23 protein-coding genes are annotated in these 23,587 nt (G+C 71.4%); 14 read left to right on the top strand and 9 right to left on the bottom strand.

What is annotated here, in order from left to right:
• Positions 1-201: 201 nt before the first annotated feature.
• From WDJ58_RS19590 to WDJ58_RS19580, 3 genes are all read right to left on the bottom strand, one after another.
• Entirely contained in the window at positions 202-1,560 is a 1,359-nt protein-coding gene (locus WDJ58_RS19590) for a dihydroorotase (protein WP_338914991.1), read from the bottom strand.
• 51 nt (positions 1,561-1,611) lie between these two features.
• Positions 1,612-2,292, bottom strand: coding sequence for a lipoate--protein ligase family protein (locus WDJ58_RS19585; RefSeq protein WP_338914990.1), 681 nt, complete (start codon positions 2,290-2,292; stop codon positions 1,612-1,614).
• A 69-nt stretch (positions 2,293-2,361) separates the two neighbouring features.
• Positions 2,362-3,504 carry an MBL fold metallo-hydrolase gene (locus WDJ58_RS19580; protein WP_338914989.1) on the bottom strand — a complete coding sequence of 381 codons (1,143 nt, stop codon included), beginning with the start codon at positions 3,502-3,504 and terminating at the stop codon, positions 2,362-2,364.
• A gap of 126 nt (positions 3,505-3,630) precedes the next feature.
• Here WDJ58_RS19580 and WDJ58_RS19575 point away from each other — a divergent pair, with 126 nt between their 5' ends.
• Positions 3,631-4,548, top strand: coding sequence for a hypothetical protein (locus WDJ58_RS19575; protein ID WP_338914988.1), 918 nt, complete (start codon positions 3,631-3,633; stop codon positions 4,546-4,548).
• A gap of 63 nt (positions 4,549-4,611) precedes the next feature.
• Here WDJ58_RS19575 and WDJ58_RS19570 read toward each other — a convergent pair whose 3' ends face one another.
• Positions 4,612-5,145 (bottom strand): 50S ribosomal protein L16, encoded by a 534-nt coding sequence (locus WDJ58_RS19570; protein ID WP_338914987.1) that lies wholly within the window; start codon positions 5,143-5,145, stop codon positions 4,612-4,614.
• 155 nt (positions 5,146-5,300) lie between these two features.
• Here WDJ58_RS19570 and WDJ58_RS19565 point away from each other — a divergent pair, with 155 nt between their 5' ends.
• Entirely contained in the window at positions 5,301-6,287 is a 987-nt protein-coding gene (locus WDJ58_RS19565) for a glutathione S-transferase family protein (protein WP_338914986.1), read from the top strand.
• A gap of 129 nt (positions 6,288-6,416) precedes the next feature.
• A complete protein-coding gene (locus WDJ58_RS19560; RefSeq protein WP_338914984.1) occupies positions 6,417-6,560 on the top strand; it encodes a hypothetical protein in 144 nt (47 codons plus the stop codon).
• An 11-nt stretch (positions 6,561-6,571) separates the two neighbouring features.
• Here WDJ58_RS19560 and WDJ58_RS19555 read toward each other — a convergent pair whose 3' ends face one another.
• Entirely contained in the window at positions 6,572-7,798 is a 1,227-nt protein-coding gene (locus tag WDJ58_RS19555) for a PQQ-binding-like beta-propeller repeat protein (RefSeq protein WP_338914983.1), read from the bottom strand.
• Positions 7,799-8,039: 241 nt separating this feature from the next.
• On the opposite strand from WDJ58_RS19555, the gene WDJ58_RS19550 reads away from it, so the two are divergent.
• A complete protein-coding gene (locus tag WDJ58_RS19550; protein WP_338914982.1) occupies positions 8,040-9,473 on the top strand; it encodes a BGTF surface domain-containing protein in 1,434 nt (477 codons plus the stop codon).
• A 177-nt stretch (positions 9,474-9,650) separates the two neighbouring features.
• Here the strand turns inward: WDJ58_RS19550 and WDJ58_RS19545 are convergent, their stop codons facing one another.
• Together WDJ58_RS19545 and WDJ58_RS19540 are read right to left on the bottom strand one after the other, a co-directional pair.
• Positions 9,651-10,256: an ArsR/SmtB family transcription factor gene (locus WDJ58_RS19545; protein WP_338914981.1), complete on the bottom strand. Its 606-nt coding sequence runs from the start codon at positions 10,254-10,256 to the stop codon at positions 9,651-9,653.
• Positions 10,257-10,287: 31 nt separating this feature from the next.
• The gene (locus WDJ58_RS19540; RefSeq protein WP_338914980.1) at positions 10,288-11,667 is read right to left on the bottom strand and encodes a S8 family serine peptidase; all 1,380 of its coding nucleotides are present in this window, start codon (positions 11,665-11,667) and stop codon (positions 10,288-10,290) included.
• A gap of 204 nt (positions 11,668-11,871) precedes the next feature.
• On the opposite strand from WDJ58_RS19540, the gene WDJ58_RS19535 reads away from it, so the two are divergent.
• The 5 genes from WDJ58_RS19535 (at position 11,872) to WDJ58_RS19515 (ending at position 16,490) form a co-directional block, all read left to right on the top strand.
• A complete protein-coding gene (locus WDJ58_RS19535; RefSeq protein ID WP_338914979.1) occupies positions 11,872-13,248 on the top strand; it encodes a hypothetical protein in 1,377 nt (458 codons plus the stop codon).
• 47 nt (positions 13,249-13,295) lie between these two features.
• Positions 13,296-14,411 carry a DUF7350 domain-containing protein gene (locus tag WDJ58_RS19530; protein ID WP_338914978.1) on the top strand — a complete coding sequence of 372 codons (1,116 nt, stop codon included), beginning with the start codon at positions 13,296-13,298 and terminating at the stop codon, positions 14,409-14,411.
• A 91-nt stretch (positions 14,412-14,502) separates the two neighbouring features.
• Complete coding sequence (locus WDJ58_RS19525) at positions 14,503-15,555, top strand: DUF7282 domain-containing protein (protein ID WP_338914977.1); 1,053 nt, start codon at positions 14,503-14,505, stop codon at positions 15,553-15,555.
• 70 nt (positions 15,556-15,625) lie between these two features.
• A complete protein-coding gene (locus tag WDJ58_RS19520) occupies positions 15,626-15,976 on the top strand; it encodes a DUF7471 family protein (RefSeq protein ID WP_338914976.1) in 351 nt (116 codons plus the stop codon).
• Positions 15,969-16,490, top strand: a complete 522-nt coding sequence (locus tag WDJ58_RS19515) for a winged helix-turn-helix transcriptional regulator (protein WP_338914975.1) — start codon at positions 15,969-15,971, stop codon at positions 16,488-16,490. The genes WDJ58_RS19520 and WDJ58_RS19515 overlap by 8 nt, the downstream gene beginning before the upstream one ends.
• Before the next feature lie 139 nt (positions 16,491-16,629).
• Here WDJ58_RS19515 and WDJ58_RS19510 read toward each other — a convergent pair whose 3' ends face one another.
• Together WDJ58_RS19510 and WDJ58_RS19505 are read right to left on the bottom strand one after the other, a co-directional pair.
• On the bottom strand, positions 16,630-17,058 hold the full coding sequence (locus WDJ58_RS19510; protein ID WP_338914974.1) for a hypothetical protein: 429 nt from the start codon (positions 17,056-17,058) through the stop codon (positions 16,630-16,632).
• A 24-nt stretch (positions 17,059-17,082) separates the two neighbouring features.
• Positions 17,083-18,024 (bottom strand): prohibitin family protein, encoded by a 942-nt coding sequence (locus WDJ58_RS19505; RefSeq protein WP_338914973.1) that lies wholly within the window; start codon positions 18,022-18,024, stop codon positions 17,083-17,085.
• A gap of 171 nt (positions 18,025-18,195) precedes the next feature.
• Between WDJ58_RS19505 and WDJ58_RS19500 the strand changes: the two genes are divergently transcribed.
• The 5 genes from WDJ58_RS19500 to WDJ58_RS19480 all read left to right on the top strand — a co-directional run bounded on the left by WDJ58_RS19500 (position 18,196) and on the right by WDJ58_RS19480 (position 23,587).
• Entirely contained in the window at positions 18,196-19,266 is a 1,071-nt protein-coding gene (locus WDJ58_RS19500) for an iron transporter (RefSeq protein WP_338914972.1), read from the top strand.
• Positions 19,266-20,558: a DUF7405 family protein gene (locus tag WDJ58_RS19495; protein WP_338914971.1), complete on the top strand. Its 1,293-nt coding sequence runs from the start codon at positions 19,266-19,268 to the stop codon at positions 20,556-20,558. The genes WDJ58_RS19500 and WDJ58_RS19495 overlap by 1 nt, the downstream gene beginning before the upstream one ends.
• Before the next feature lie 90 nt (positions 20,559-20,648).
• Positions 20,649-21,437, top strand: coding sequence for a CAP domain-containing protein (locus WDJ58_RS19490; RefSeq protein WP_338914970.1), 789 nt, complete (start codon positions 20,649-20,651; stop codon positions 21,435-21,437).
• Between the two features lie 53 nt (positions 21,438-21,490).
• Positions 21,491-22,618: a S1C family serine protease gene (locus tag WDJ58_RS19485; RefSeq protein ID WP_338914969.1), complete on the top strand. Its 1,128-nt coding sequence runs from the start codon at positions 21,491-21,493 to the stop codon at positions 22,616-22,618.
• A 129-nt stretch (positions 22,619-22,747) separates the two neighbouring features.
• Complete coding sequence (locus WDJ58_RS19480) at positions 22,748-23,587, top strand: aldo/keto reductase (protein ID WP_338914968.1); 840 nt, start codon at positions 22,748-22,750, stop codon at positions 23,585-23,587.

Here is a 23,587-nt window from a genome sequence, read left to right as displayed (position 1 = left end):
CGGTGACCGATCCGGCCGTCGACGTGATGACTCTTGTGTCCCCATCGACTCGTGAGGCCGGACGTGCCCTGTCGGGGCTTCATAGCCACTCACACTCTACTCGCAGACGCGTTCCACGGGGATTCCCTCGAAACGACGCCAGGGGGAGCAATCGCTCCACGGGATCGGAATCATCGATCTGCCGCCGAATCGCCCGGCGGCCTACTCGGACGCTCTGACGTTCCGCCCCACGCCCTCGCGGAAGACCGTATCCGGGCCGCCCGTTCCGGTCGCGCCGGTTCCCGTCTCGTGGTAGACGAACCGACCCCGGACCATCGTCCACTCGGGGAACACGCCCTCGAAGGTCTCGAACGGCGACCAGCCACAGCGCGAGTGGAGGTCCGGGCCGTGTATGGGTCGCGCCGACTCGGGGTCGACGAGGACGAGGTCGGCGTCCCGGCCGGTCTCGATGCGGCCCTTGCGGTCGAGGCCGAACCGCTCGGCGGGGTTGGCGGCCGTCACGTCCCTGACCCGCTCGTAGCCGATGTCGCCCTCGCGGGCCGCGTTCAGCAGCAGCGGCAGGGCAGTCTCCACGCCGGGAACGCCCGAGGGGGCCTCCCAGACGCTCCGGTCCTTCTCCAGTCGGGTGTGTGGGGCGTGGTCCGTCGCGACGATGTCGACGGTGCCGTCGACCAGCCGCTCCCAGAGCGCCTCGCGGCGTTCCTCCGAACGCAGCGGCGGGTTCATCCGACCGAAGGTGCCGAGATCGTCGAGATCGTCCCGCGAGAGGAACAGATGGTGCGGCGTGACCTCGGTGGACATTCCGGCCTCGCTCGCGACGTCGGCACCCTCCGGCGTGGAGGTGTGTGCGACGTGGATGCGCGCGCCGACGTCCTCGGCGACCTCGCAGGCCCGCTCGATCGCCGCGAGTTCGGCCTCGGGGGGGCGGTAGGCAGACCACGCGTCGTAGTCCTCGTCGCCGCGGTCGCGCGCTCGCGGCTCGTCACCGCTCGCGTTTCCCGTGCTGCTGGGCAGCACGCTCTCGTCGAACCGATCGGCGTCCTCGGCGTGGACGGTGACCGTGACGCCCTCGTCGGTGGCCCGCCGGAGCGCCGACTCGAACAGGTCGGCCTCGATCCCCATGTTCCCCGTCGAGTCGGCGAGGAACACCTCACCGAGCGCGAACAGCGGGCGGTCGAACAGCGAGTCGGGGTCCCAGTCGGGCGTGACGCCGCCGTTGATGCCGTAGTCCACACACGACGGCGCGGCGAGTTCGACCTTCTCGTCGAACGCCTCCCCCGAGACCGTCGGCGGGTCGGTGTTCGGCTGGTCGACCACCGTGGTGACGCCGCCGGCCGCGGCGCTCTGTGACCCCGAGGACCACGTCTCCTTGTCGGGGTGGCCCGGCTCGCGGAAGTGGACGTGGACGTCGACCATCCCCGGCAGCAGGAGGTTCCCTTCCGCCTCGATGACGTCCTCCTCCCGCTCGGGGTCGAGGTCGCCCACGGCGGCGATGGACTCGCCGGACACCCGCACGTCGGCCTCGCGGCCGTCGGCGAGCGCCGCGTTCGTGATGAGCATTACGCGGACGACTACGCCGAGGCGGTATACCGCTGCCGGAATCCGCTGGTGTTACCGGACCCGCTCGACGCGCGCGTCCCGGTCGCCCACGAGCGCCGACTCCACCGCCCGGGCCACCCGTTCGGAGTCCGCGGGACCCCCCGACGTCGCGACGCTCCCAACGCTCCCCGGGTCGAAGGGGACCCCGAGCGCCTCGTAGACGGGATCGAGAACACGAACGATCTCGTCGTGGTCCCGGACGAGGACGATACCGGCGACTGCGGCAGATCCCTGGCGGACCCGCTGTGCGACCCCGACGACCTTGCCCGCGTCCGTCGACAGCGAGTGCGCCCCCGGACAGAACGCGTCGGAGGGCTCACCCTCCCACGCCTCGACGTCGAGTGACGCGAGCGCCCCGCGGAGCTCGGCGACGATCCGGTCGTACCGCTCGTCGGTTCCACCGCGAACGTCCGCGACGGGTTCGACGCGGACGAACGCGGCCGTGTTCCCGGTGTAGGCGACGGCCCGTCCCCCAACGTCGCGCTCGTGGGTCGGGAACCCCCGCTCCTCGGCCGCCCGCTTCGCCCGCCCGTACCCGTCGCTCCGGGCGTCGCGCCGGCCGAACGCGACCTGTCGGTGGGGCGTCCACGCGCGGACAGTCGGCTCGCCGCTCGCCTCGACGTCGCCGGCGAGCGCACGCGTGACCGCCCGATCCTCCTCGATAGTCGTAGCCCGGCCCCTGAGGACGCGCATCGATCCCCCTCGGCGGGCCGTCGGCTAAAGGGTCGCGTTCGCGGTGGACGGGAGATCCGGGGGGACCGCTCAGGCCGCGCAGTTGTTCGGTCCCGTCTCGAGCTCCCGCGCTTCGTCCTCGCCTACCGTCTCCGTCCCCCGGTTCACGTCGATGACCGTCTCGTAGCCGGAGGGCTTCTCGGGGGTGTCCGACGTCACGCGCTCGACGAACGCCTCCCTGTCCAGCCCGAGGAGGTCGAGCGACTCACGCAGGTCGCCCAGCCGCGCCGCGATCGGCTCGCCGGGCTCGCCGGTCTCGTACCGGCCGTCCGCGGACACCGTGGCGTGGCCCGGGAGGACGGTGGTGTCGTCGGGGAGATCGAGGATCGACTGGAGCGAGTCGTACAGCAGTTCGGCACCCCGCTCGGCGTCGGCCTCGCCGAACTGGAGTTCGGTCCGCCCCACGGAGTCGACGAACAGCGTGTCGCCGGTGAGGAGGTACTCGCCGTCGACGAGGTAGCTCACCATCTCCGTGGTGTGGCCCGGCGTCTCCAGCGCCTCGATCTCGACGCCGCCGACCTCGAGGACCTCGCCGTCAGCGAGGGGTTCGTACTCGTACTCGACGTCGCGCTCCTCGGCCCGCTCACCGAGGTGGTAGGGAACGTCGAGGGTCCGGGCGAGGTCGGGGCCGCCGGAGACGTGATCGGCGTGGACGTGCGTGTCGAACACGTGCGTGATGGCGAGCCCCGACGCCTGCGCCGCGACCGCGAACTCGTCGGCCTGGCGCGTGACGTCCACGACCGCCGCCTCGTTCGCCTCGCGCGACCCGACGACGTAACCCAGACAGCCCTTCGCCCGCCGCTGTAGCTGGCGCACCATCAGGTCCTCGTGGGGGGTCTCGATGGGGACGACCTCGTACACCTCGCTCCAGTCCTCCATCCCGCCCTCGACGACCGAGACCTCCTCGAAACCGTGCGCTTCGAGGTCGAACGCGAACGGGGTCGAACTCAGTCCCTTCCCGCAGATAGCCACGAGCGGGCCCCCGTCGGCGAGCTCGGCCACCCGGTCGGCCGTCGACTCGCTCAGCCCCTCCTGGGGGTCGTACGGGACGTTCTCGGCCCCCGGGACGTGCCACGCCTCGTAGCTCTCCTCGGGGCGGGTGTCGACGAGGGTGAACCGTTCGTCCTCCTCCAGCATCGTCGCCAGCTCGTCCGCAGTCGTCTTGTTTACCATTGGAACCTATCCACACTACTACTCTCCCGGAACAAGGTCGCGTTGCTTGCACCTGCGACGACCGCGGACGGTCGGTCCCGTGGGTCGGTCGACGGGGCTAAACCGCCCCCCGGCGAACGGCCGTCGATGATCGACGACCCGGGCGGGGCGCGGGTTCGACTCCCCGAGCGCGCGCTCTCGCCGTTCGTGCGATTCTCGCTCTACAACTCCCCCTACCCGGCCCACGACCGGGGACGTGCCGTCGACCTCTACCGTGACCCGGACAGGGATGACGACGTGGCCCCCTCGCCCGTCGCGGGGGAGGTCCTGGATAGTCACGAACGGCGGGTCCCGCGGAAGGAGTACGCGGAGGCGACCGATCACATCCTCCTCGTGGACGTCGACACCGGGTCGTCCGGGTTCGACGCGGGGACCACGGGCGACGGATACGTCGCCCGGATGCTGCACGTCGACCCCTCCGTCTCGCCGGGCGAACGGGTCGAGGTCGGCGACCCGCTCGGCCGGTTCGTCCGCTCGGGCTTCTTCGCCCCGTGGGTCGACGACCACGTCCACCTGGGGTTCCGCCGACGCGACCAGCACCTCCTCCGGGCGGGCGGGTCGCTCCCGCTCTCGGTCCCCGCCGATCCTCGACCGCTCGCGTGGGACGGGACCGGGACCGTCGTCGAGCGCGGGGAGACGTACGTGGTCCTCGACTCGCCCCGCAGTGACTCCGGGGAGTGGGTCGGCGTGGCCGCCGACGGCGGCGGCGTCCTCGACGGCGGCCTCGCTCACTACGAGGGCGGCGGCCTCCTCGGCGAGGGCGGCGATCGAGACGGTACCGTATCGCTGCTGGGATACGAGGTCGGGGAGGTAGATGAACGGACCGTCGAGTGGGGATCGTTCGACGTGCTGGCGAACGGCGAGCGCGTCACGGGGATCTCGCTGTTCTGTGCCCGCGATCCGGGGTTCGGCGCGAAGGTCGTTCACCCCGGTCACGGGTTCGAGGTCGGCGACCGGGTCGAGGTGGGGTTTCGGCAGAGCGAGGAACCGATCAGGCTCGGGTAGCGTCGATCACGGGGTGGTCGCACCGCTCACGGACGGGGAACGGGTAGGAGAGCCGCTGGCAGTCTACGAGATGAGCTGTTCCTCGCCGCGCTCGACGACGATGCGGCAGGGGGGCGTCATCTTGTTGTACGCACGGCGGAACGCGTCCTTGACGGCGGGGGCGTCGTCGGGGTGACACCACGCGGTGAAGATACGGTCGTTCGCGCCGATCCGGGCGGCGGTGCCGACGACCTTCCCGAACGACTGGCGCATCCCGTCGGAGACGCGGTCCGCGCCCGCGCCGGTCGCCTGCTTGTTCTCCCGGAGTACCTGGTGGGGGAACTTCCGGAGGATCATCTTGTAGTCGCCGTTCTCGCCGAGCACCTTCAGCAGCCGGCGGTTCGCCGAGAGACGGGCGCTCTCGAGCGAGCCGTGTCGGATCTGGACGGCCTCCTCGGTGACGAGCGAGATCTGGACCGGATACTCGTCCTCGTCCTTGTCGATACGGCCCATCTTGTACTGCGCGATCTTCGACCCCGGGATGCCGGTGATGTACTCCCGTCGGGTGTACGAGGGCTTGTCGATGTCCCGGTACATCGAGGCGGGTTTGTCGGCCATATTGCGTGAGAGAACGGCGAGTTCGTGAATAAAGCCTTCGAAGGGATCCCGCGACCGAGTGACCGTCTCACAGGGCACACTCGGGACCCGGGCCACCCGGTTACCCCCGCGTCACGACGAGGCTTTTCCGGGTGTAGCCCCAACTCCCGGTACCGATGGTCAACATGTTCGTGGACGGCGAGTGGCGCACCGACGCCTACGAGCTCGCCGACGACGAGGGCGAGTTCGACCGCGAGGAGACGACGTTCCGCGACCGCCTGGGCGAGGAGTTCCCCGCCGAATCGGGTCGATACCACCTCTACATCTCCCGGGCGTGCCCGTGGGCCCACGGGGCCGTACTGGTCCGGTCGCTGATGGGGCTCGAGGAGAGCGTCTCGATGGACGTCGTCGACCCCTACCGGGACGAGCGCGGCTGGCAGTTCACCCCCGAGAAGGACGGCTGTACGCCCGACACGGTCGACGGGTTCGACTACCTCGGGGAGGCCTACGTCGCCGCCGATCCGGACTACACCGGCCGCGTGACGGTCCCCGTCCTCTGGGACACGGAGGAGGGGACCATCGTCAACAACGAGTCCATCGAGGTCATGCGGATGCTCTCGACGGCTCTCGACCACCTCGGCAACGGCGTCGACCTCTACCCGGAGGGGATGCGCGGGGAGATAGACGAGGCCGTCGACGCCATCTACGATCCGATCAACAACGGCGTCTACCGGGCGGGGTTCGCCGGGACCCAGGAGGCCTACGAACGGGCCGTCGAGGAGCTGTTCGACGCGCTCGACCAGTGGGACGCCGTGCTCGCCGATCAGCGCTACCTCGTCGGCGACCGGCTCACCCTCGCCGACCTCCGGCTGTTCGCCACGCTCGTCCGATTCGACCAGGTGTACCACACCCACTTCAAGTGTAACCGGAAGCTGATCAGCCAGTACGACCACCTCTGGCCGTACCTGCGCGACGTCTACCAGGTTCCGGGCGTGGCGAAGACGGTGAACATGGACCACATCAAGGAGCACTACTACACGACCCACACGGACATCAACCCGACCGGGTTCGTCGCGGTCGGTCCGGACCTCGACTTCGAGGCACCGCACGACCGCGACCGGCTGCCCGGGGACCCGCCCGAGGCGCTCGTCGGGACTTCCTGAACGCCGAGCCGCGGCCCGCACCCGCGCCGATATCTCCTCCGCCGACCGCTGCGACCGACGAGGAGCGACGAGGCAAGCGTGGCAAGAGCCAACAAGTATATAGTGATGTGTGACAACGTATAGCACGTAATGGCCGACACGAAGCGTGGCCGCGTGCAGAAGAGTCACCGCGAAGACCGCCGTCGCCGCCGCCGCGACATGGAGCTGGCACTCGAGAGACGGGATGAGGAGATCGACTTCGACGAACTCTACGAGGACGTCGAGGTCGAGTAGTCCAGTATACACTACCCGAACTGCAGCGCAACCACCCGGCCGTCCCCGTAGGGGACGTACACCTCGGCTCTTCCGTCGTCGTCCAGATCGGCCAGCGTGACGTGCGTGTAGACGCTCGCGTCGCGCTCGTAGGTCGCCCGGACGTTCCCCGTACCGGGATCGAGCACCCGCACGATGCCGTCGTTGGTCACCGCCACCAGTTCGGGATCCCCGTCACCGTCGAGGTCGCCGAGCGACGGCGGGGGCGTCATCTGTACGTCCGCGCCCGTGAGCGTCGTCGTCCACTCGGTCTCGCCGGTCCGGGCGTCGAGCGACCGGAGGTCGCCGTCGCGTGCGGTCGCGAACACCTCGACGACGCCGTCGCCGTCGGCGTCGCCGAGCGCCCGAACCGCCGCGAGCGAACCGAGGTCGCGCGACCACCGTATCCCCCCCGTGGCACCGTCGACCGCGACCACCCGGCCGTCGGACGTGGCCGCGACCGCCACCACCGAGCCGTTCGCGTCCCCGCCGACCGCCAGCCACGTCACCGATTCCCCCACCGAGCGGTTCCACTCGACCCGGCCGGACGCGCCGTCGAGCGATCGGACGTGGCCGTCGTCGAACCCCGTGATCACCTCGCTTTCCCCGTCCCCGTCGGCGTCGAGGACCGTCGGCTGTGCCCACGTGTACGACCCGAAGCTCCGGTTCCAGACCGCTCCACTCGAATCGAGGACGAACACCGTCCCGCGGACGTCCGTGACGACGAGGTTCGGGTCCCCGTCGCCGGTCGCGTCCTCGACGACCGGCCTGGTGTAGCCGTAGTCCGAGAGCGCAAAGGAGAACGTCTCCTCGCCCGTCAGCGGGTCGTGTGCGGTCACGCGGCGCTCGGTCGTCGCCGCGAGGACCTCCGGACGCTCGCCGCCGGTCCAGTTCGCGACCGTCGGGTCGGCGACCGCGTGGATGGTACAGTTCGCCGCCGGGACCGGATCGCGCCACAGCGTCTCGCCCGCCGCGTCGATGGCGACGAGCGCACAGCCGGACCCGCCGCCGCGCCCGCCGATGGGAGCGAACACCAGCCCCTGGCCGTCGATACGGGCCGCCGCGACCGCGTGGTGGTTCCCCTGGACGGTGCTCCCGGTGTCGCTCACCCACCGCTCGGTGAGACCGGGACCGCTCGACGCGAGCGCGAACGCTCCGACGCCGCCGAGCGCGACGACGAGCGCGAGGAGGGCAACGAGCGTCCGGGGGCGCGGACCCATGTCCCGTCTCTGGCCGTACTCGGTGAAAGCGCTGTCCTCTCCGGGGCGGCGTCCGGCTCCCGGTCGCTTCAGGCGCGCTTGAATCGAACGCCGGAGGTTTTTCCACCCGGACACACGGGCCGAACGCAATGTGCGAGGAAGCGAACGCCGCCCGATCGGCGGGACAGCCCTCCACCGCCCGTCCCGCCACCCGCCCAGCTAGCCAGCTACCCCGTCCCTCCCCGTCGACGGGGGTGATCCCGTGACCCTCGCTCGGCCACGAGGCTCGGCCCGGCGTCTCACCGTCCTGCTCGCCGTGCTGGTAGTCACCGGTCCGCTGACCGGTATCGTCGCCGCGAGTGCGGACGCGACGGCACCAGCCACCGCCGCCGAGGCCGACGTCGACGCCGGGACCGCCACCGCGGGGAACGTCGCGACGATCGAGGTGCGGCTCCCCGACGGCACCGACGCCGCGACCCTCTCGGTCGGGGACCGGGACCTGAACTTCGGCGCGAACGCGACGCTCCACGACCGCGACGGGGACGGAACCGTCACCGTCGCCCTCGACACCGCGAGGGCCGGCAACGGGAACGCGAGCTCGTATCTCTCGGCCAGGGGAGCGGACGGAGTCACGAATGCGACCCAGCGGACCGACGCGTTCGACGGCGGGCTCGATCCGGCCTCGTACGGCGTGATCCTCACCGATTCCGGTGGCGTCCTCGCCGAGGATACGCTGTTCGTCGAGGCGGACGGGACCGCCGGCAACGAGAGCGCCACGGCCTCCTTCGACTACGAGGGTGAGCGGCTCACGCTCGTAGCCGCCGACAACCGGACGGTCCGCGGCGAGACCTCGCTGGCCCCCGGGTCGGACGTGACGGTGGTCCTCGAGGCGTCCGGCGACGGGTCGGCCGAGGGCGTCCGCTGGACGGAGTCGTACAGCGACGCGACCGTCGCGGAGAACGGCACGTTCGGCGCGACGTTCGACCTCGCGGGGTACGGCCCGAACACCACGTTCGAGGCGCGGCTGGTCCACAGGGAGACAGTGGTCGCGTCCGCGCCGGGTCGACTCGCTGCCTGCGAGCGGCGCTGTCTCCGTACCGACGAGGTTCGGATTCTAGGCGGCGTCGAGGTCGACCAGAACCGGACTGCGAGGATCCCGATCACGTTCGGGAGCGGCGACCGGCTGAACGTCACCGTGACGAACACGACCGGCCCGGACTACCGCCTGAACGCGACCGTCCGCGACACCGACGGCGACGACCGTGCGACGCTCCTGTTCCGGACTGCCCGGGCCGGCGACGACGAACCGACGCTGCTCGTCCGCGAGGGCAACGAGACCCGCCCGGCGGAGGTCACGAGCGGGACGACGGTAGATCGGACGCTCCCGGCCGCGCTCTACCTGGTCGAGGCGAGAACGCCCGGCGAACCCGACGCCTGGGACACCGGGACGCTCGTCGTCTTCGAGAGCAGTCGCCCGCCGACGAACGGGACGGCCACGCCCGCACCGGGATCGTCCGGAGGTGACGAGGCGGGCTCGTCGGCGGACGCCGTCGCGACGAGCGATCCCGAGACGCCCGACCCGCTCGAAGTACGGACGACGAGCTCGAACGGCGGTGTCGACCCGTTCCCGCTGGCATCGGTCGGTCTCGGCGGCCTCATCGCCATCGGCGGGTTCGTCCGACTGCTCCGTCGGTAACACCCGGTAGGGTCAGACGACCGCGGCACGCTCTTTTTACCTCCGGCGCGTCGAAACCGCGTGTTCGTTCTCGCCCACCACGTGCCCCCGTGTACACGCCTCGCTGCACACGCCGCTCGTCGGACTCCCGCAGTATCGACCGGAGAGCGACCGGTTACCGGCCCCCGTCGGGAGACGTTACCGGTCGAGGAGGAGCGCGACCGCCATGACGAGGAGACAGCAGACGAAGAAGACGAGTCCGGGTTCGACGACGTCGAAGACGAGCCAGGCGAGCGAGCCAGGCGGCGCGGTCGGGGCGTTGTGGCTGGCCGGGCCGGCCGTCCCGCTCCGGAGCGCGGGTCTCGCGAGCCGTTCGGCACCCCACTGGACGAACAGGGCGGCGACGCCGACCAGCGCCACGCTGCCGACGACCCGGCGGACGGACCGTTCCAGATCGGGCCGGGTCTCGGCGTCACCGACGAAGACGATCGGATCGTTGGCCGGTCCGTAGACGGTCATCTCCTGGCCCTTCTCGGAGTAGCGGGTGTCGATCGCCTCGACCAGACCCGCCTCGGAGAGATCGGTCATGTGGTAGTTGATGTTCTGGACGCTCGTGTCGACGCGGTCGGCGATCTCCGAGGGCGTCCCCGGTTCCTCGAACAGTTCGCGGAGGACCGCCCGCCGCGTCTCCGAGGAGAGGGCGTCGATCACCTCGTCGGCGTCGGCCTCGTGGATGTCGAGGACGCGCGGGCGCTCGTCCGGCGTCGCCGTCGGTCCCTGTAGCCGGTCGATGAATCCGGGCATCGTGCTCTACCGCCACCCCGACCGCCGAGCACTAACCTCTGTCCGTCGCTTCAACCGCGGTTGAACCGACCGTCGGGAGCCGTACGCCCGTTCGGATCGGCGGCGGACGAAGGAGGCGTTCTGGCGACGTCCGGGTCGCGTTCGTCGTCCGTGCGGCCGTCCGGGCGTCGACGAGGCCCCGCCCGCTGGCCGTATCGCTACCGTTCGCACCGACGTCGACGGCGGCCGCACGGAGGCGGCGCTCGACCGCCCTCGGGGGTGCGTCCGGATCGGTCCCGCGGACGAGCGCGACGACACCGCCGACGTACGCCGTGGCGGCCGAGGAGCCGGCGAAGCGGTCGGGAACGGACGCGACGGTGGGGTCGGCCGGGCCGACCAGGTCGACGCCACGGCGACCGTCGGCGGTCGGCCCCCGCGAACTGTAGCGCGCGACGCGGTCGGCCGCCCGGTCGTAGGCCCCCACCCCGAGCACGCCCCGACCCGTGGCGGGCGCGAGGACGCTCCCCCGGGGCCGGTAGCGCTGGAACTCGTGGGTCGGCGAGACGAGTCGAAGCGAGGTGCCGGTGGCCTGGTCGGGCCCGCGGACGACCAGGTAGTACGTGCCGGCCCCGACCCGGGTGACGATACGCTCGGTCGGTCGATCGCCCGCGAAGCGTCGCGAGGTGGCGACGCGGCTGCTCGTCTCGCCGTTCGTCCAGTAGAGGTCGACGCTGTAGTCCTCGGCGGGATCGGACCAGGAGAGCCACACCGAGAGACGGCCGCGGTCGCCCCGGAGGTAGTTTCGGGGGCCGACGTCGAAGGCGAGGCGGCCGTCGTCGACCCGATCGTAGGCACCCCGCCAGTGGCCACGGGCGACGTTGCCGGTCGGTGCGACGAACACCACGCCGGCCTCGTGGGCGGTCGCCGCGACCGCCGAGACGGCGTCGTGACCGTCGCCCGCCCGTCCGTAGAACGACACCGGCGCGACGACGACGTCGACGTCCCTGGCGACGAGCCACCGGACCGCCCGCGCGAAGTCGTCGGTCCCGTCGAACGACGCCAGATAGAGATCCGCGCCGGGCGCGACCGCGGCGACGGTCCGGGCGGCCGCGGTGCCGTGCGTCGATCCGTCGGCGGCCACCGTCGCGTCGTCGCCGAAGGCACGTGCCCCCCGGATCCGTCCGTCTAGGGTCGAGGCGCTCCGGTCGAACCCCGTCACATCGACGACGCCGACCGTCACGTTCGCCCCAGTCACGCCCGCCGCGTGTATCGCGTCGAGGCTCGCGTTCGCCGGGACGCTCGTGGGCGACGATCCCCCGGCGTCGACGCGGCTCGGCGTCGTCGACGTCACCGCTAGCCCGACGATCGAACCGACCAGCAGGAGGACGGCGACGGCGACGAACAGCAGCACCCCTGGAGACCTGTCGACCATCCGCCCGGTCGGTCCGGGCAGAGGGACATATGGATGTCGGTCACCGGAACGGACGACTCGGTGTCGACGGTCGCCCTCGTCGCCATCGTGATCGGCAACCGACCGTTCCGATGCGAACCGTCGATCCCCGGCGGTCGAGGACGAACGTCGCGGGTTCGACGGGCGTACCACTACCCTCATACGGCGAGCGAGCCGAGCGGTCCCATGGGTCGCGTCCCACGCGGGTCCCGTCCGCTCGCGATCACTATCGGGCTCGTGGGAGGACTCCTCGCGATCTCTGGCGTCGCGATCGCCCACCCGGGAATCGGCTCGAAGTTCGACGCACCCGTCCCCCTGTCGCTCCTGCTCGGCGGCGCGGGGCTGACGGTCGCGGCGACGGCCGGCTACCTCGCCGTCGCCGACCGGCCCGTCGGGGCGGTCGACCGACCGCTCGCACGGATCGGCCCCGGCGCGTCCCGGGCGCTCCGCGCTCTCGGGCGGGGGGGGTTCCTCCTCCTCTTCGTCGTCGTCCTCCTCGATGGAGCCCTCGGCAGGCAGTCCCAGCTCGAGAACCTCGCCACGGTCGTCGTCTGGCCGCTCTGGCTGAAGGGTATCGCGGTCCTCGCCGTCCTCGTGGGGAGCCCCTGGCGCGTCCTCTCGCCGTGGCGAACCCTCTATGTGGGACTCTGCCGGCTCGAAGGTCGAACGCTCGCCCTCTACGACTACCCGCTCGGTGCCTGGCCGGCGGTCGCCGGCGTCCTCCTCCTGGGGTTCGTCGAGACCCTCACCGTCGTCCCGCGGGAGCCGCTCCCGACGACCGCGCTGCTCGCGGGCTACGCGGTCCTCATGCTCCTCGGTGGGGTGGCGTTCGGGCCGGCGTGGTTCGACCGCGCGGACGCCCTCGCTGTCCTCTACGGCCTGTTCGGGCGCGTCCGCGTGCTCGACGTCCGCCGCACGCCCCGGGGTGGGTACGACCTGCGGCTCCGCCCGCCCTGGCGCGGAACCCTCGACCCCGTTTCGGTACCCGAGGTCGGCGTCGTGATCGCCGCGGTGTTCACGGTGAGCTTCGACGGCTTCCGCGGGACCCCCGAGTTCGCGGCCCTCGCCGCGGTCGCCAGGGAGGCGTTCGGTCCGGGACTCGCGGCGGCGCTCCCCCTCTACGTCGTCGGGTTCGCGCTCTTCCTCGCGGCGTTCCTCGTCGTCGGATGGGCCACGGGGGGCGTTCTGGGCCGCGGAACGCGAGAGACGGGTCGACGGCTGGCCCCGACACTCCTCCCCATCGCGGCGGCGTACGAACTCGCACACAACGTCGACTACCTCCTCCTCAACGCCGGCCATCTGATCGAACTCCTGGTCGGGCGGGCGGGTGCGTCGATCTCCCTCGACCCCGCCGCGTGGCTCTCGCTGCCCGCCTACTGGGGACTCCAGGTCTCGCTGGTCGTCCTCGGTCACGTCGTCGCCGTCGTCGCCGCCCACGCCGCTCTCGTCCGCTGTGCGGGAGCCGAGAGCCCCGTCGGTCGGGCGCACGTCCCGCTGACCGCCCTGATGGTCGCGTTCACACTCGTCTCGCTCTGGACCGTCTCGCGGCCCGTGGTCGCCTAGAGGGTCGTACCAGAACGACTTACCGGACGTGAGCCGAATTCGAACCCATGCGTCGACGGGCGTTCCTCGCGGGAGCGGGTCTGGCCGGCCTGAGCGGGCTCACGGGGTGTGCCGCCTCGGGCGGCGACGGGACGGGGACGACGAACGGGGGTGGGACGGCGGGGACGCCCACCCCCGCTCCGACCGGGACGCCGACGCCGGAGGACGACGGCGAACCCGACCTCCCCGACGGGGTCTACGTCCAGCGGTTTCAGGAGGGGATGGCGATGCAGGGGACGGGGAGTTCCGGCCGGTTCGGTGCCGGGCTGATGTACGCGGCCCCGCACGTCTTCTGGACCGTCTCGGGGACGGACCTCCGGCGGATCGAGCGCTCCGGCGACGTCCACCTGATGGCGGTCGTCTGGGACGAGGAGACGGGGACGGTGCTCCCCGAGGCGGGCGTCTCCGTCGAGATACTCGGGGGCGGCGAACTGGTGAGCGAGGAGGTGATCTACCCGATGCTCTCCCAGCGGATGGGCTTTCACTACGGGGGGAACTTCGGGCTGGAGGGCGACGGCGAGTACGTCTGCCGGGTGAGCGTCGGCGGGCTGCGAATCCGGCGGACGGGCGCGTTCGAGGGGGCGTTCGGCGAGCCGGCGACCGTCGAGATACCGTTCGCGTTCGACGAGGAGCAGCGGCGGGAGATCACGGTCCGCGAACTCGACGCCTACGGACGGCGCGGTGCGGTCAGGCCCGCCGATGTGGGAATGCCGCAGGCGCTCGCGCCGACCGAGTCCGAACTCCCCGGGCGGGTGCTGGGGACGGCGACGAGCGACGACGCGCGGCTCGTCGCGACCGTCCTCGATGAGGCCCCGTCGGGAGTCGAGGGCGAGGGGCCGTACCTCGCGGTCTCCGCCCGGACGCCGTACAACCGGATCGTCCTGCCGGCGATGGGGCTGGAGGCGACGCTCGCCCGGGACGGCGGGACCGTCTTCGAGGGCGACCTGACCCGGACGCTCGACCCCGATCTCGGCTATCACTACGGCGCGACCCTCGGGGACGACGCCGTCGAGCCCGGTGACGAACTCACTCTGACACCGACGCTCCCCCCGCAGGTCGCCCGCCACGAGGGGTACGAACGGGCGTTCCTCCGGATGGAGCCGGCGACGATCGAGGTCGAGTAGTCGACCACACGCCCCGTCGCCCCCGCGGTCGCGGCTCGATCCGCTCGCGGCGGTCGACAACGCTATCCGCCGGGCCGTCCGATCCATCCTCATGCGCCGGTCCACGACCAGCGCCAGCGAGGTCGGTCTCCTCGCGCTGGTCGCCCTCGCGGTCGCCCTCCCGCTCGCGGGGGTCGCGACGGGGCACGGCATCAACCACCTGGGCGCGGACCCGCAAGCCTCGGCGGACGGTGTCGTCCGGATGGAGTCGGTGTTCGCCACCGAGGACGGCTTCGTCGTCGTCTACGCCGACGACGGCGACGGGGAACGGGTCGTCGCCCACCGGCCGTTCAGCGCCAGCACCCGCGACGTCCACGACGTCCCGGTCGAGATCCCCCCGGACGCGTGGGCCGACCTCCCGCGGAACGCGACGCTCCGCGTCGCCCTGCACGGCGACGACGGCGACGGCGAGTTCGAGCCCGGGATCGACCCGCCGCTGACGTCCTTCGGCGGCGTCGCCGGCGACTCGCTCGTCGTCCGTCGGGGGACGACCGCGTACGTCGGCGCGTCGAGCGGCGCGGGGATCCAGCGGAGCGCCGACGGAACCGCCGAGGTCAGGTCGGTCCGCCTGCCCGAGCGTGGCTACGTCGTCCTCCGGAACTCCTCGGGCGGCGTCCCCGCCGACGTCGTGGGCGTGGCCCCGCTCGACGCCGGTGACCACACGAACGTCACCGTCGACCTGAACGGGTCGTTCTTCGCCGACCGCCCGGCGAACGCCACGTTCTCCGTGTGGGCGCTGGCGTACCTCGACGACGGGGACGGTCGGTTCGACGACGACGACCGCACGGTGCGGGCCGGCGAGGAGACCGTCGGGACACGCTTCGGCGTCGAGAAGGTCCTCCCCGGACGGACGCCGACCCCGACGCCCGACCAGGGATCGCTCGTCGTCACGGCCACCCCGACCCCCTCGGCGACCGCTACCGTTACCCCCACTTCCACCCCAGCCTCCACAGCGACCTCCTCGTCCGCGCCGTCGAACACGCGCTCGCCCACCGACGACCCGTCATCACCTTCCGTGACCGGCGGTGACGGATCCGGGTTCGGCCCGGTGGTCGGCCTCGCCGCGCTCGCGCTGACGGCGCTCGTGCTGGGTCGACGGGCGTAACGCCCCGGAAGATACCGAAGCGGGTACCGGAACCGGCTTAGGCCTCGGGAGCGTACCGGTAGCGACGCGGATGGCTTCCGATCTCGCGCTCGCGCTCGTGCTGTCGCTCGCCGGGCTCGCCAGCGCGGGCCTCGTCGGCCTCGCGCTCGTGGCGCTGCTCCGGCGGCGGTCGTGGTCGTACCTGCTCGTGGCGCTGGCGCTGGCGACGCTGCTCGCCCGGACGGTGGTGGCGGTCGGCGCGATGACGGGGAGCATCGGTACGGCGACCCACCACACCCTCGAACACGGGCTCGACGTGGCGATGGCCGGGCTCGTCATCGCGGCGGTCGTCACGGCCCGGAACGCCCGGCAATCGCCACGGGGGCGTGAGCGCTTCGAGCCGGCCGGCCACGGCGATCCCGGAGGTGAGGACGGTGACTGAGCGGGGTGAGGCGGCCCGCCAGCGTATCGCGGAGCGGGTCCGCGCGGACCCGGGCGTCCACTTCAACGCGCTCGTCCGCGGGCTCGACATGGCCCCCGGACAGGCCCAGTACCACCTCCGGCGGCTGCTCGACGACCGGGTCGTCGCCGAGGACTGCTACGGCCGGACCCACTACTACCCGCCGTCGTTCGACGCCTGGGAGCGCCGATCGCTCGCGCTCCTCCGCCGGGAGACCAGCGCCGACGTCGTCGGGACGCTCCTCGAATCGGGCCGGACGCCCGCGACGGAGGTCGCCGAACGAGTGGGTATCGCCCGGAGCACGCTCTCCTGGCACGTGGAACGGCTGGCCGACGCGGGGCTCGTCGTGGAGGACCGAGACTCCCGGGGCAGGGTCGTGCTCGACCTCGCTCACCGCGAACGGACCGTCCGGCTCCTCCGGCGGGCGCGGCCGACGCTCCCGGGGCGGCTCGTCGACCGGTTCACCCGGCTCGTCGACTCGCTGCTCGGGGAGTGATACGGTCGTGCGTAACGATGTACCGTCGATCACCCGGCCGGGGTCGGTCATCTCCGGTAACGGACTACGCACGACCGTATGACCGGAGCGTCGACCGCCGGTGCGCACCGCTCCGTCGCACGCGCCGTGAACCGCGATCTCACCGCCCCCGTTCGAGCTCGCGGTCGATGGCATCCCGTTCGTCGTCCTCCAGCGCACCGAGCGGATCGGCACACAGCTCACAGCGGACGGTCCGCGTCGTCGAGAGGCGGACGAGCGGGACGCCGAGGAAGACGAACTCCCGGTGGCTGACGCGCCGCTCGCCCGCCCCCTCCCGGTCGGCACACGACTCGCAGGGGGTCGCCTCGGAGAGTCGAACCGGTTCGGAGTCCGTTCGCTCGAACACGCCCGAGGCGATCCGGTGATACGGAGACGGCGCGCCGGTCACGATCCGGACGCCCACGTAGCCGAGAGCGAGCACCAGCACGAGCGCCAGCGGTAACAGGAGGAACCCCGACGTCCGGGCCATCGCCACCAGCAGGACGAACGTGGCGAGGACGGTCGCCGCGACTCCGACGTATCGTCGCATTCTCGGCGCGTGCGGTTCCGTGGTTCAGTCCCCGGTTTCGTTCCCGGAGGCGGTGTCGACGCGCGCGGTCCCGGCCCCGGGATCGCTGTCGTCCCTGACGTCGCGTGTGAGGGTGACGCCGCCGTCGACCGGAACGTAGACCGTGTTGTCGTTCTCGCGCAGCGCCTCGATGTAGCGCAGGTCGAGCACCTCCGGGTTCTCCCGGAGCGCCTCGCCCTTGATCCGGATCTGTTCGGCCTCGGCCTCGGCCTCGATGACCTGGCGCTCCTTGTTCTTCTCCGCGACCTGGATCTCGTACTCGGCCTCCTCGATCTTCTGCTGTTTGACCTTCTTCTGTTCGATGGAGTTCGCGTACTCGGTGGGGAGCCGGACGTTGCGTATCTGGACGCTTTCGATGACGACGCCGCTGCCGTCGGTCTCGTTCTTGAGCGCCCGCTCGACGGCGAGCTTGAGGCGGGTCTGCCCCTCGCCCGTGTAGATGTCGGTCACGTCGATGTTGCCGCCCTCGGTCCGGAGCACCGACCGAACCGTGGGGCGGATGAGGCGGGCCTCGGCCGTCGGGAGGTCGCGGTACTCCTCGTGGAATCGCGGGGCATCACGGGGCGTGACCCGGTAGCGGACGGTCACGTCGACGTCGACGTGCAGGCCGTCCTGCGTGAGGACACGCACCGAGTCGTCCTGGTTCGCGTTGTCGCCCTCGCCGCTCTGGTGGCTCATCGTGTACGTCTGCGGCCGCGTCGGGATGGCGACCGTCCCCTCGACGATGGGCGTGATGAAGTGCCAGCCGGGTTCGAGGACCGTGCCCGTGACCGCACCCTGGTTCTTGACGACCTTCACCTTCCCCTCGTCGACGCCCTCGAACGCCATCACGCCGCCGACCATCGAGACGAGAAGTATCAGTACGAGACCGATTACCGTGGCGGACTTCGCGAGTCCGCCGATACCGAGTGGAGGGTCACCGCTCATGTGTCACGTTCGGGTGCGAGACTGCGGTATATAACCCTGATTATCGACACGTATCGTTCGACGATCGAACGGGACCTGCCGTCCGCTGCACGGCTCCCGGACGACTCGGGAGGGGACTCACTAGACGGTCGGACCATAACCCCCATGCCCCTCAGACCCCCAGTTGGAGACATGAGACGACGGGACTTCGTCGAGGGGATCGGACTGGCAGGCGTCGCGGGGTTGGCCGGCTGTGCGGGACTCGTCGAGACCCGCTCGATCCCGTCCACGCCGCCCGTGCTCGAGGACCGCCCCGACGCCGTCTACTTCCCCACCCACGTCGAGGGGATGGAGATGGCCGGGATGGGCGAGAGCGGGAGCGGCGAGTACGCCTTCGGGCTGACCTACTCCTACCCCCACCGGTTCTGGAACGTCAACGGGGGCTCGGTCCAGCTGACCGAGATCGAGAGCGACGACGACGTCCACCTGATGGCGTCGGTGTGGGACCCCGAAACGAGGACGGTGCTCCCGGAGGCGGGGCTCTCGCTCGAGATCACCCGCGACGGCGAACTGGTGAGCGAGGAGGTGATCTACCCGATGCTCTCCCAGCCGATGGGGTTTCACTACGGGGCGAACTTCGGGCTCGACGGCGACGGCACCTACACCGTGACGGTGAGCGTCGGGGGCGTGAGCACCCGGAAGACCGGGGCGTTCGTCGACCGGTTCGCCGATCCCGCCTCGGCGGGCATTTCGTTCGACTACTCGCAGTCGATCCGAGACGAGATCATGTTCGAGAACACCCCCGACAGAGCGGGGGAGGCCGCCGCCGTCGACCCGATGGAGATGATGATGCCGAACGCCGTCGCGCCCGCCGAGGGCGACCTCCCGGGTGAGGTCCTCGCCACCGGGACGAGCGGGGACGCGGTGCTCGTCGTCGGTCGGCTCGACGCCCCGCCGGAGGGTGTCGACGGCGACGGGGAGTACCTCTACGTCTCGGCACGGACGCCGTACAACCGGATGGTCATCCCCGCGATGGCTGTGACGGGGACGCTCTCCCGGAGCGGTGAGACGGTCTTCGAGGGCGACCTCGCCCGGACGCTCGACCCCGACCTGGGCTATCACTACGGTGCGGCCCTCGGGGACACCGCCGTCGAGTCCGGTGACGACCTCGCGCTCGAAGTACCGACGCCGCCGCAGGTCGCCCGTCACGAGGGCTACGAGACGGCGTTCGTCGACATGGCCCCGGTCGAGGTGTCCCTCTGATGGAGGGCCCGAAGGCGCGCCGCCGGGACGTGCTCCGGGCCGCGGTCGCCGTCGGCGGAGCGGCGGGACTCTCCGCCTGTCTGGGCTACACCGGCGAGTCGTCGGTCCCGACCGGCCCCGAGGACCTCTCGACGCTCCCCGAACGACAGCACGCCTGGGAGAAGCGGGTCAGACAGGATCGGTACGGTAACTCGCTGCTCCCGAACCACCAGACACTCCTCTATCTCGACCTCCGCGGCGACCCGGACGGCGACACCCGGGGGACCGTCGAGGCGGCCCTGCGAACGCTCGACCGGGCGTACGTCCGGAACCACGAGGGGCTGCTCTACTCCATCGCCTACTCGCCGGCGTATTTCGACAGACACTACGACGAGTCGCTCCCCGAGGACCTCGGCCTCCCCGAGCCGCGCGGGCTCTCCCCGTTCGAGGAGCCCGAACTCGACAGGCAGGACGCGCTGCTCCACCTCGCCTCGGACAACGCCGACGTGCTCCTGAAGGCCGAAGCGGCGCTCACCGGCGAGCGCGACGCCGTCAACGGCGTCGATGTCGGGGCGGTGCTGACCGACGCCTTCGAGGTGGCCGACCGCCGGACGGGGTTCGTCGGGCCGGGGATGCCCGCCGACAGGCAGGGCGACCTCGAGGGGATCCCCGCGAACGGACCCGTCCCCGAGGAGTCCCCGCTGTTCATGGGATTCAAGGCCGGGTTCGTGCGGAACCAGGCGACCGAGGACTACGTCACGCTCGACTCGGGGCCGTTCGCCGGCGGCACCACGAAGCACGTCGCGAACATCCGCCAGCGCCTCGCGGACTGGTACGGCGAGCAGTCGTTCGACGAGCGGGTGATGGAGATGTTCTCGCCCGTCCACGCCGAGGAGGGGCTCGTCGAGGGCGTGGGCGAGAGCCTCGAGGACGACTCGGGTATCGACCGGTTCGTCGAGGACATCGAGGAGCACGCGCGGGAGTTCGGTCGGGTCGGGCACGCCCAGAAGGCCGCCCGCGCCAACCGGGACGAGGACGGCAACGTCCGCCTGCTCCGCCGGCACTTCGAGAGCGCCGACGACGACGTCGCCAGCCTCCACTTCCCCTCCCTCCAGCGGGACATCGCCCACTTCGAGGAGGTACGGGAGGCGATGAACGGCAGCGACATCCCCGCCATCACGCCGGCGGTCCGCCAGCGCGTAAACAACGGCATCCTCGAGTACATCTTCGTCAAGCGCCGCGGCAACTGGCTCGTTCCGCCGCGGCCGATCCGGTCGCTCCCGACGCCGACGGGCGAGGTCCCGGGGCTGTAGCGACCGGACGGGTCCGTACAGCGGTTCCGACGACTATCGTTCGGTCACGGGCCGACCCCTTTTGAGGCCCGAAACCCTCTCGCGTGTCGGATGCCGGAGTGTGCCGTCTGTGGGGTCGAGACGTCTGTTACGGCGTCGTGTCCGCACTGTGCCACGCCGGTCTGTGCCGAGCACCGGGGACCCTCGAACCACGACTGTCCGGGCGTCGACGCCGATCGGACGGGCGGGTGGGTGATCGACCTCGACACACCGACGGCAGGCGGACCGTCCGTGCCCGAGCGTGTGACGACGGCGTGGCGCGACCTCCTCTACCCCTCGCGGTCGGGCGCGTGGCTGGCCGCCGGAACGGCGTTCGTCGTGGTCGTCGCGCTACTTGTGGGAACCGTACTGGGGCCGACGGTCGACACGCGGGGAGCGGTCGTGGCGTCCGACGAAGACGGAGGCGACGGTGCGAGTCCGGCGGACCGACTGAACGCGACGCGAATCGAGCGCCTCGTCGCCGAGCGTACGAACGCCGAGCGGGCCGAGCGGAGACTCGACCCGCTCGCGTACGATCGGGCGCTCGCGCGGGCCGGCGAGGCACACAGCAGGGACATGCGCGAGCGGGGGTTCGTCGGCCACGAGAACCCCGACGACGAAGGGCTGGCCGAACGGTACGCCAGTCGGGGGATCGACTGCCCCGGCGGGGAGAACGTCTACTACTCGCCGAACGGGGGGCTGGCGAGCACTCCCGGGACGCTCGCGGATCACGTCGTGGACGCGTGGATGGACAGCGAGGGCCACCGCGCGGCGATACTGAAGGGACGGTTCACCCGACAGGGCGTCGGCGTCGTCGTCGGTCCGGACGGTGGGGTGTGGGTGACCCAGGAGTTCTGCTGAGGCGGAGCGGTCCCGCGAGACGGCTTTTTATCCGGTCACCCCCACGTGCAGGCGTGAACGATAACGCGCGGACCCGGCGATCGCTCCTCGCGGCCGCGGCGGGGACCGGGGTCGTCCTCACCGGGTGCTCGGGATGGGAGGGTTCGGCCGACGATACCCCGGCGTCCCCACCCGGTTCGACACCTGCGGGCGGGTCCGAGGACACAGGGGGTGGGAACAGCGAGATGGCCACGACCGCCACTACCGAGCCGTTCGCCGACCTGTACCGGCGGCTCGTCCCCTCGGTCGCGGTCGTTCGGGGATACGACGACGACGGCCCCGTCGGTCAGGGGTCGGCGTTCGTCGCGTTCGACGGGACCGTCGTCACGAACCAGCACGTCGTCGAGGGAGCGACCGACCTCTTCGTCGGGTTCACCGGCGGCGAGAGCCGGACGGGCGAACTGCTCGGAGCCGACGTCTACGCCGACCTCGCGGCCGTCGAGGTCGAGAGACCCGAGGATGCCGAGCCGCTCCCGTTCGTCGAGCGGGAGCCGCCGGTCGGGGCGCAGGTGGCGGCCGTCGGCGCGCCGTTCGGCCTCGGCGAGTCCCTCTCCTCGGGCGTCATCAGCGGCGTCGACCGCTCGCTCCCCTCCGAGAGCGGCTTCTCCATCCCGGACGCGATCCAGACGGACGCGGCGGCGAACCCCGGCAACTCCGGAGGGCCGCTCGCGACGCTCGACGGACGGGTCGCGGGCGTCGTCACGCGCGGCGGCGGGGAGAACATCGCGTTCGGCATCAGCGCCGCCTACACGCAACGGGTCGTCCCCGCGCTCGTCGAGGACGGCGAGTACGACCACCCGTACATGGGCGTCGGCCTGCTCGACGTCACGCCGCCGCTCGCCCGCGCGAACGGGTTCGAGCGCTCGACCGGCGTCTACGTGACGAGGGTGATCGAGGGGGGCCCGGCCGACGGGACGCTCCGCGGCTCGGACGGCAGCGCCTCGGCGCTCGGCGTCGATGGCGTCCCGACCGGCGGCGACCTCGTCGTCGGCCTCGACGGCCGGGAGGTACGGTCGCTCGCCGCCCTCTCGACCCACCTCGCGCTGCTGACCTCGCCGGGCGACCCCCTCGGCGTGACGGTGGTCCGGGACGGGGAGCGGCGGAACCCGAGCTTCGAACTCGGCGAGCGGCCGGAGCCCTGAACGTCCGCCGGATGCGGCGGTCGCGATGCCCTGAATAGCGGGTCGGGGTCGCGGGAGCGGAGATCGCCCGAAGCGGCGGCCGTCGCCTGCGTGGCGAACGCCTTTGTACCCCGTCGCCGTGTGTCGAATATGGCGACAGAGACCTTCGACATCGGCGGCGATCTGACGGTGAACCGGATGGGGTTCGGCGCGATGCGGCTCTGCGGCCACGCCATCATCGGCCCGCCCGAGGACGAATCGGCGGCCCACGAGGTCGTCCGCCGGGCGGTCGATCTCGGCGTGGACTTCGTCGACACGGCCGACTCGTACGGGCCGGGCGTGAGCGAGCGGCTCCTCGGCGAGGAGCTCGACCTCGACGGCGACGACTCGGACGTGACGGTGGCGACGAAGGCCGGCCTCCTCCGGAACGCCGACGGCGACTGGCTCCCCCACGGCGATCCCGACTACATCCGCAACCAGGTGCTCGCGAGCCGCGACCGCCTCGGCGTCGACACCATCGACCTCTACCAGTACCACCGCCCGGACCCCGACACCCCGTTCGAGGACGCGGTCGAGACGTTCGCCGAGCTCAAGGACGACGGGTTCGTCCGGCACGTCGGCCTCTCGAACGTGGACGTCGATCAGCTCGAGACCGCGCGTGACATCGTCGACGTGGCGACGGTCCAGAACCAGTACAACGTGGCCGACCGGGACTCGGAGGCCGTCCTGGAGGCCTGCGAGGAGTACGGGATCGGGTTCATCCCCTGGTACCCGATGGGCGCGGGCGACCTCGACGACCTCGGCGAGGAGCTCGACGCGGTCGCGGAGGCCCACGACGCGTCGCGACGCCAGGTCGCGCTGGCGTGGCTGCTCGAACACTCCGACGTCACGCTCCCCATCCCGGGGACGTCGAGCGTCGAGCACCTGGAGGAGAACCTCGCGGCGGCCGACGTCGACCTGACCGACGACGACCTCGCGCGGCTCGACTGA

The sequence above is a fragment of the Salinirubellus litoreus genome (genome assembly GCF_037335815.1).
GTDB classification, from domain to species: domain Archaea; phylum Halobacteriota; class Halobacteria; order Halobacteriales; family Haloarculaceae; genus Salinirubellus; species Salinirubellus litoreus.
The sequence above is the reverse complement of the archived record's forward strand: the minus strand, read 5'-3'. Positions and strand labels throughout refer to the sequence as shown.

Bases quoted from the DNA above. Each gene is read 5' to 3' on its own strand.
- WDJ58_RS19590 (WP_338914991.1), bottom strand. From the start codon at position 1,560: ATGCTCATCACGAACGCGGCGCTCGCCGACGGCCGCGAGGCCGACGTG.
- WDJ58_RS19585 (WP_338914990.1), bottom strand. From the start codon at position 2,292: ATGCGCGTCCTCAGGGGCCGGGCTACGACTATCGAGGAGGATCGGGCG.
- WDJ58_RS19580 (WP_338914989.1), bottom strand. From the start codon at position 3,504: ATGGTAAACAAGACGACTGCGGACGAGCTGGCGACGATGCTGGAGGAG.
- WDJ58_RS19575 (WP_338914988.1), top strand. From the start codon at position 3,631: ATGATCGACGACCCGGGCGGGGCGCGGGTTCGACTCCCCGAGCGCGCG.
- WDJ58_RS19570 (WP_338914987.1), bottom strand. From the start codon at position 5,145: ATGGCCGACAAACCCGCCTCGATGTACCGGGACATCGACAAGCCCTCG.
- WDJ58_RS19565 (WP_338914986.1), top strand. From the start codon at position 5,301: ATGGTCAACATGTTCGTGGACGGCGAGTGGCGCACCGACGCCTACGAG.
- WDJ58_RS19560 (WP_338914984.1), top strand. From the start codon at position 6,417: ATGGCCGACACGAAGCGTGGCCGCGTGCAGAAGAGTCACCGCGAAGAC.
- WDJ58_RS19555 (WP_338914983.1), bottom strand. From the start codon at position 7,798: ATGGGTCCGCGCCCCCGGACGCTCGTTGCCCTCCTCGCGCTCGTCGTC.
- WDJ58_RS19545 (WP_338914981.1), bottom strand. From the start codon at position 10,256: ATGCCCGGATTCATCGACCGGCTACAGGGACCGACGGCGACGCCGGAC.
- WDJ58_RS19540 (WP_338914980.1), bottom strand. From the start codon at position 11,667: ATGGTCGACAGGTCTCCAGGGGTGCTGCTGTTCGTCGCCGTCGCCGTC.
- WDJ58_RS19535 (WP_338914979.1), top strand. From the start codon at position 11,872: ATGGGTCGCGTCCCACGCGGGTCCCGTCCGCTCGCGATCACTATCGGG.
- WDJ58_RS19530 (WP_338914978.1), top strand. From the start codon at position 13,296: ATGCGTCGACGGGCGTTCCTCGCGGGAGCGGGTCTGGCCGGCCTGAGC.
- WDJ58_RS19525 (WP_338914977.1), top strand. From the start codon at position 14,503: ATGCGCCGGTCCACGACCAGCGCCAGCGAGGTCGGTCTCCTCGCGCTG.
- WDJ58_RS19520 (WP_338914976.1), top strand. From the start codon at position 15,626: ATGGCTTCCGATCTCGCGCTCGCGCTCGTGCTGTCGCTCGCCGGGCTC.
- WDJ58_RS19510 (WP_338914974.1), bottom strand. From the start codon at position 17,058: ATGCGACGATACGTCGGAGTCGCGGCGACCGTCCTCGCCACGTTCGTC.
- WDJ58_RS19505 (WP_338914973.1), bottom strand. From the start codon at position 18,024: ATGAGCGGTGACCCTCCACTCGGTATCGGCGGACTCGCGAAGTCCGCC.
- WDJ58_RS19500 (WP_338914972.1), top strand. From the start codon at position 18,196: ATGAGACGACGGGACTTCGTCGAGGGGATCGGACTGGCAGGCGTCGCG.
- WDJ58_RS19495 (WP_338914971.1), top strand. From the start codon at position 19,266: ATGGAGGGCCCGAAGGCGCGCCGCCGGGACGTGCTCCGGGCCGCGGTC.
- WDJ58_RS19490 (WP_338914970.1), top strand. From the start codon at position 20,649: ATGCCGGAGTGTGCCGTCTGTGGGGTCGAGACGTCTGTTACGGCGTCG.
- WDJ58_RS19480 (WP_338914968.1), top strand. From the start codon at position 22,748: ATGGCGACAGAGACCTTCGACATCGGCGGCGATCTGACGGTGAACCGG.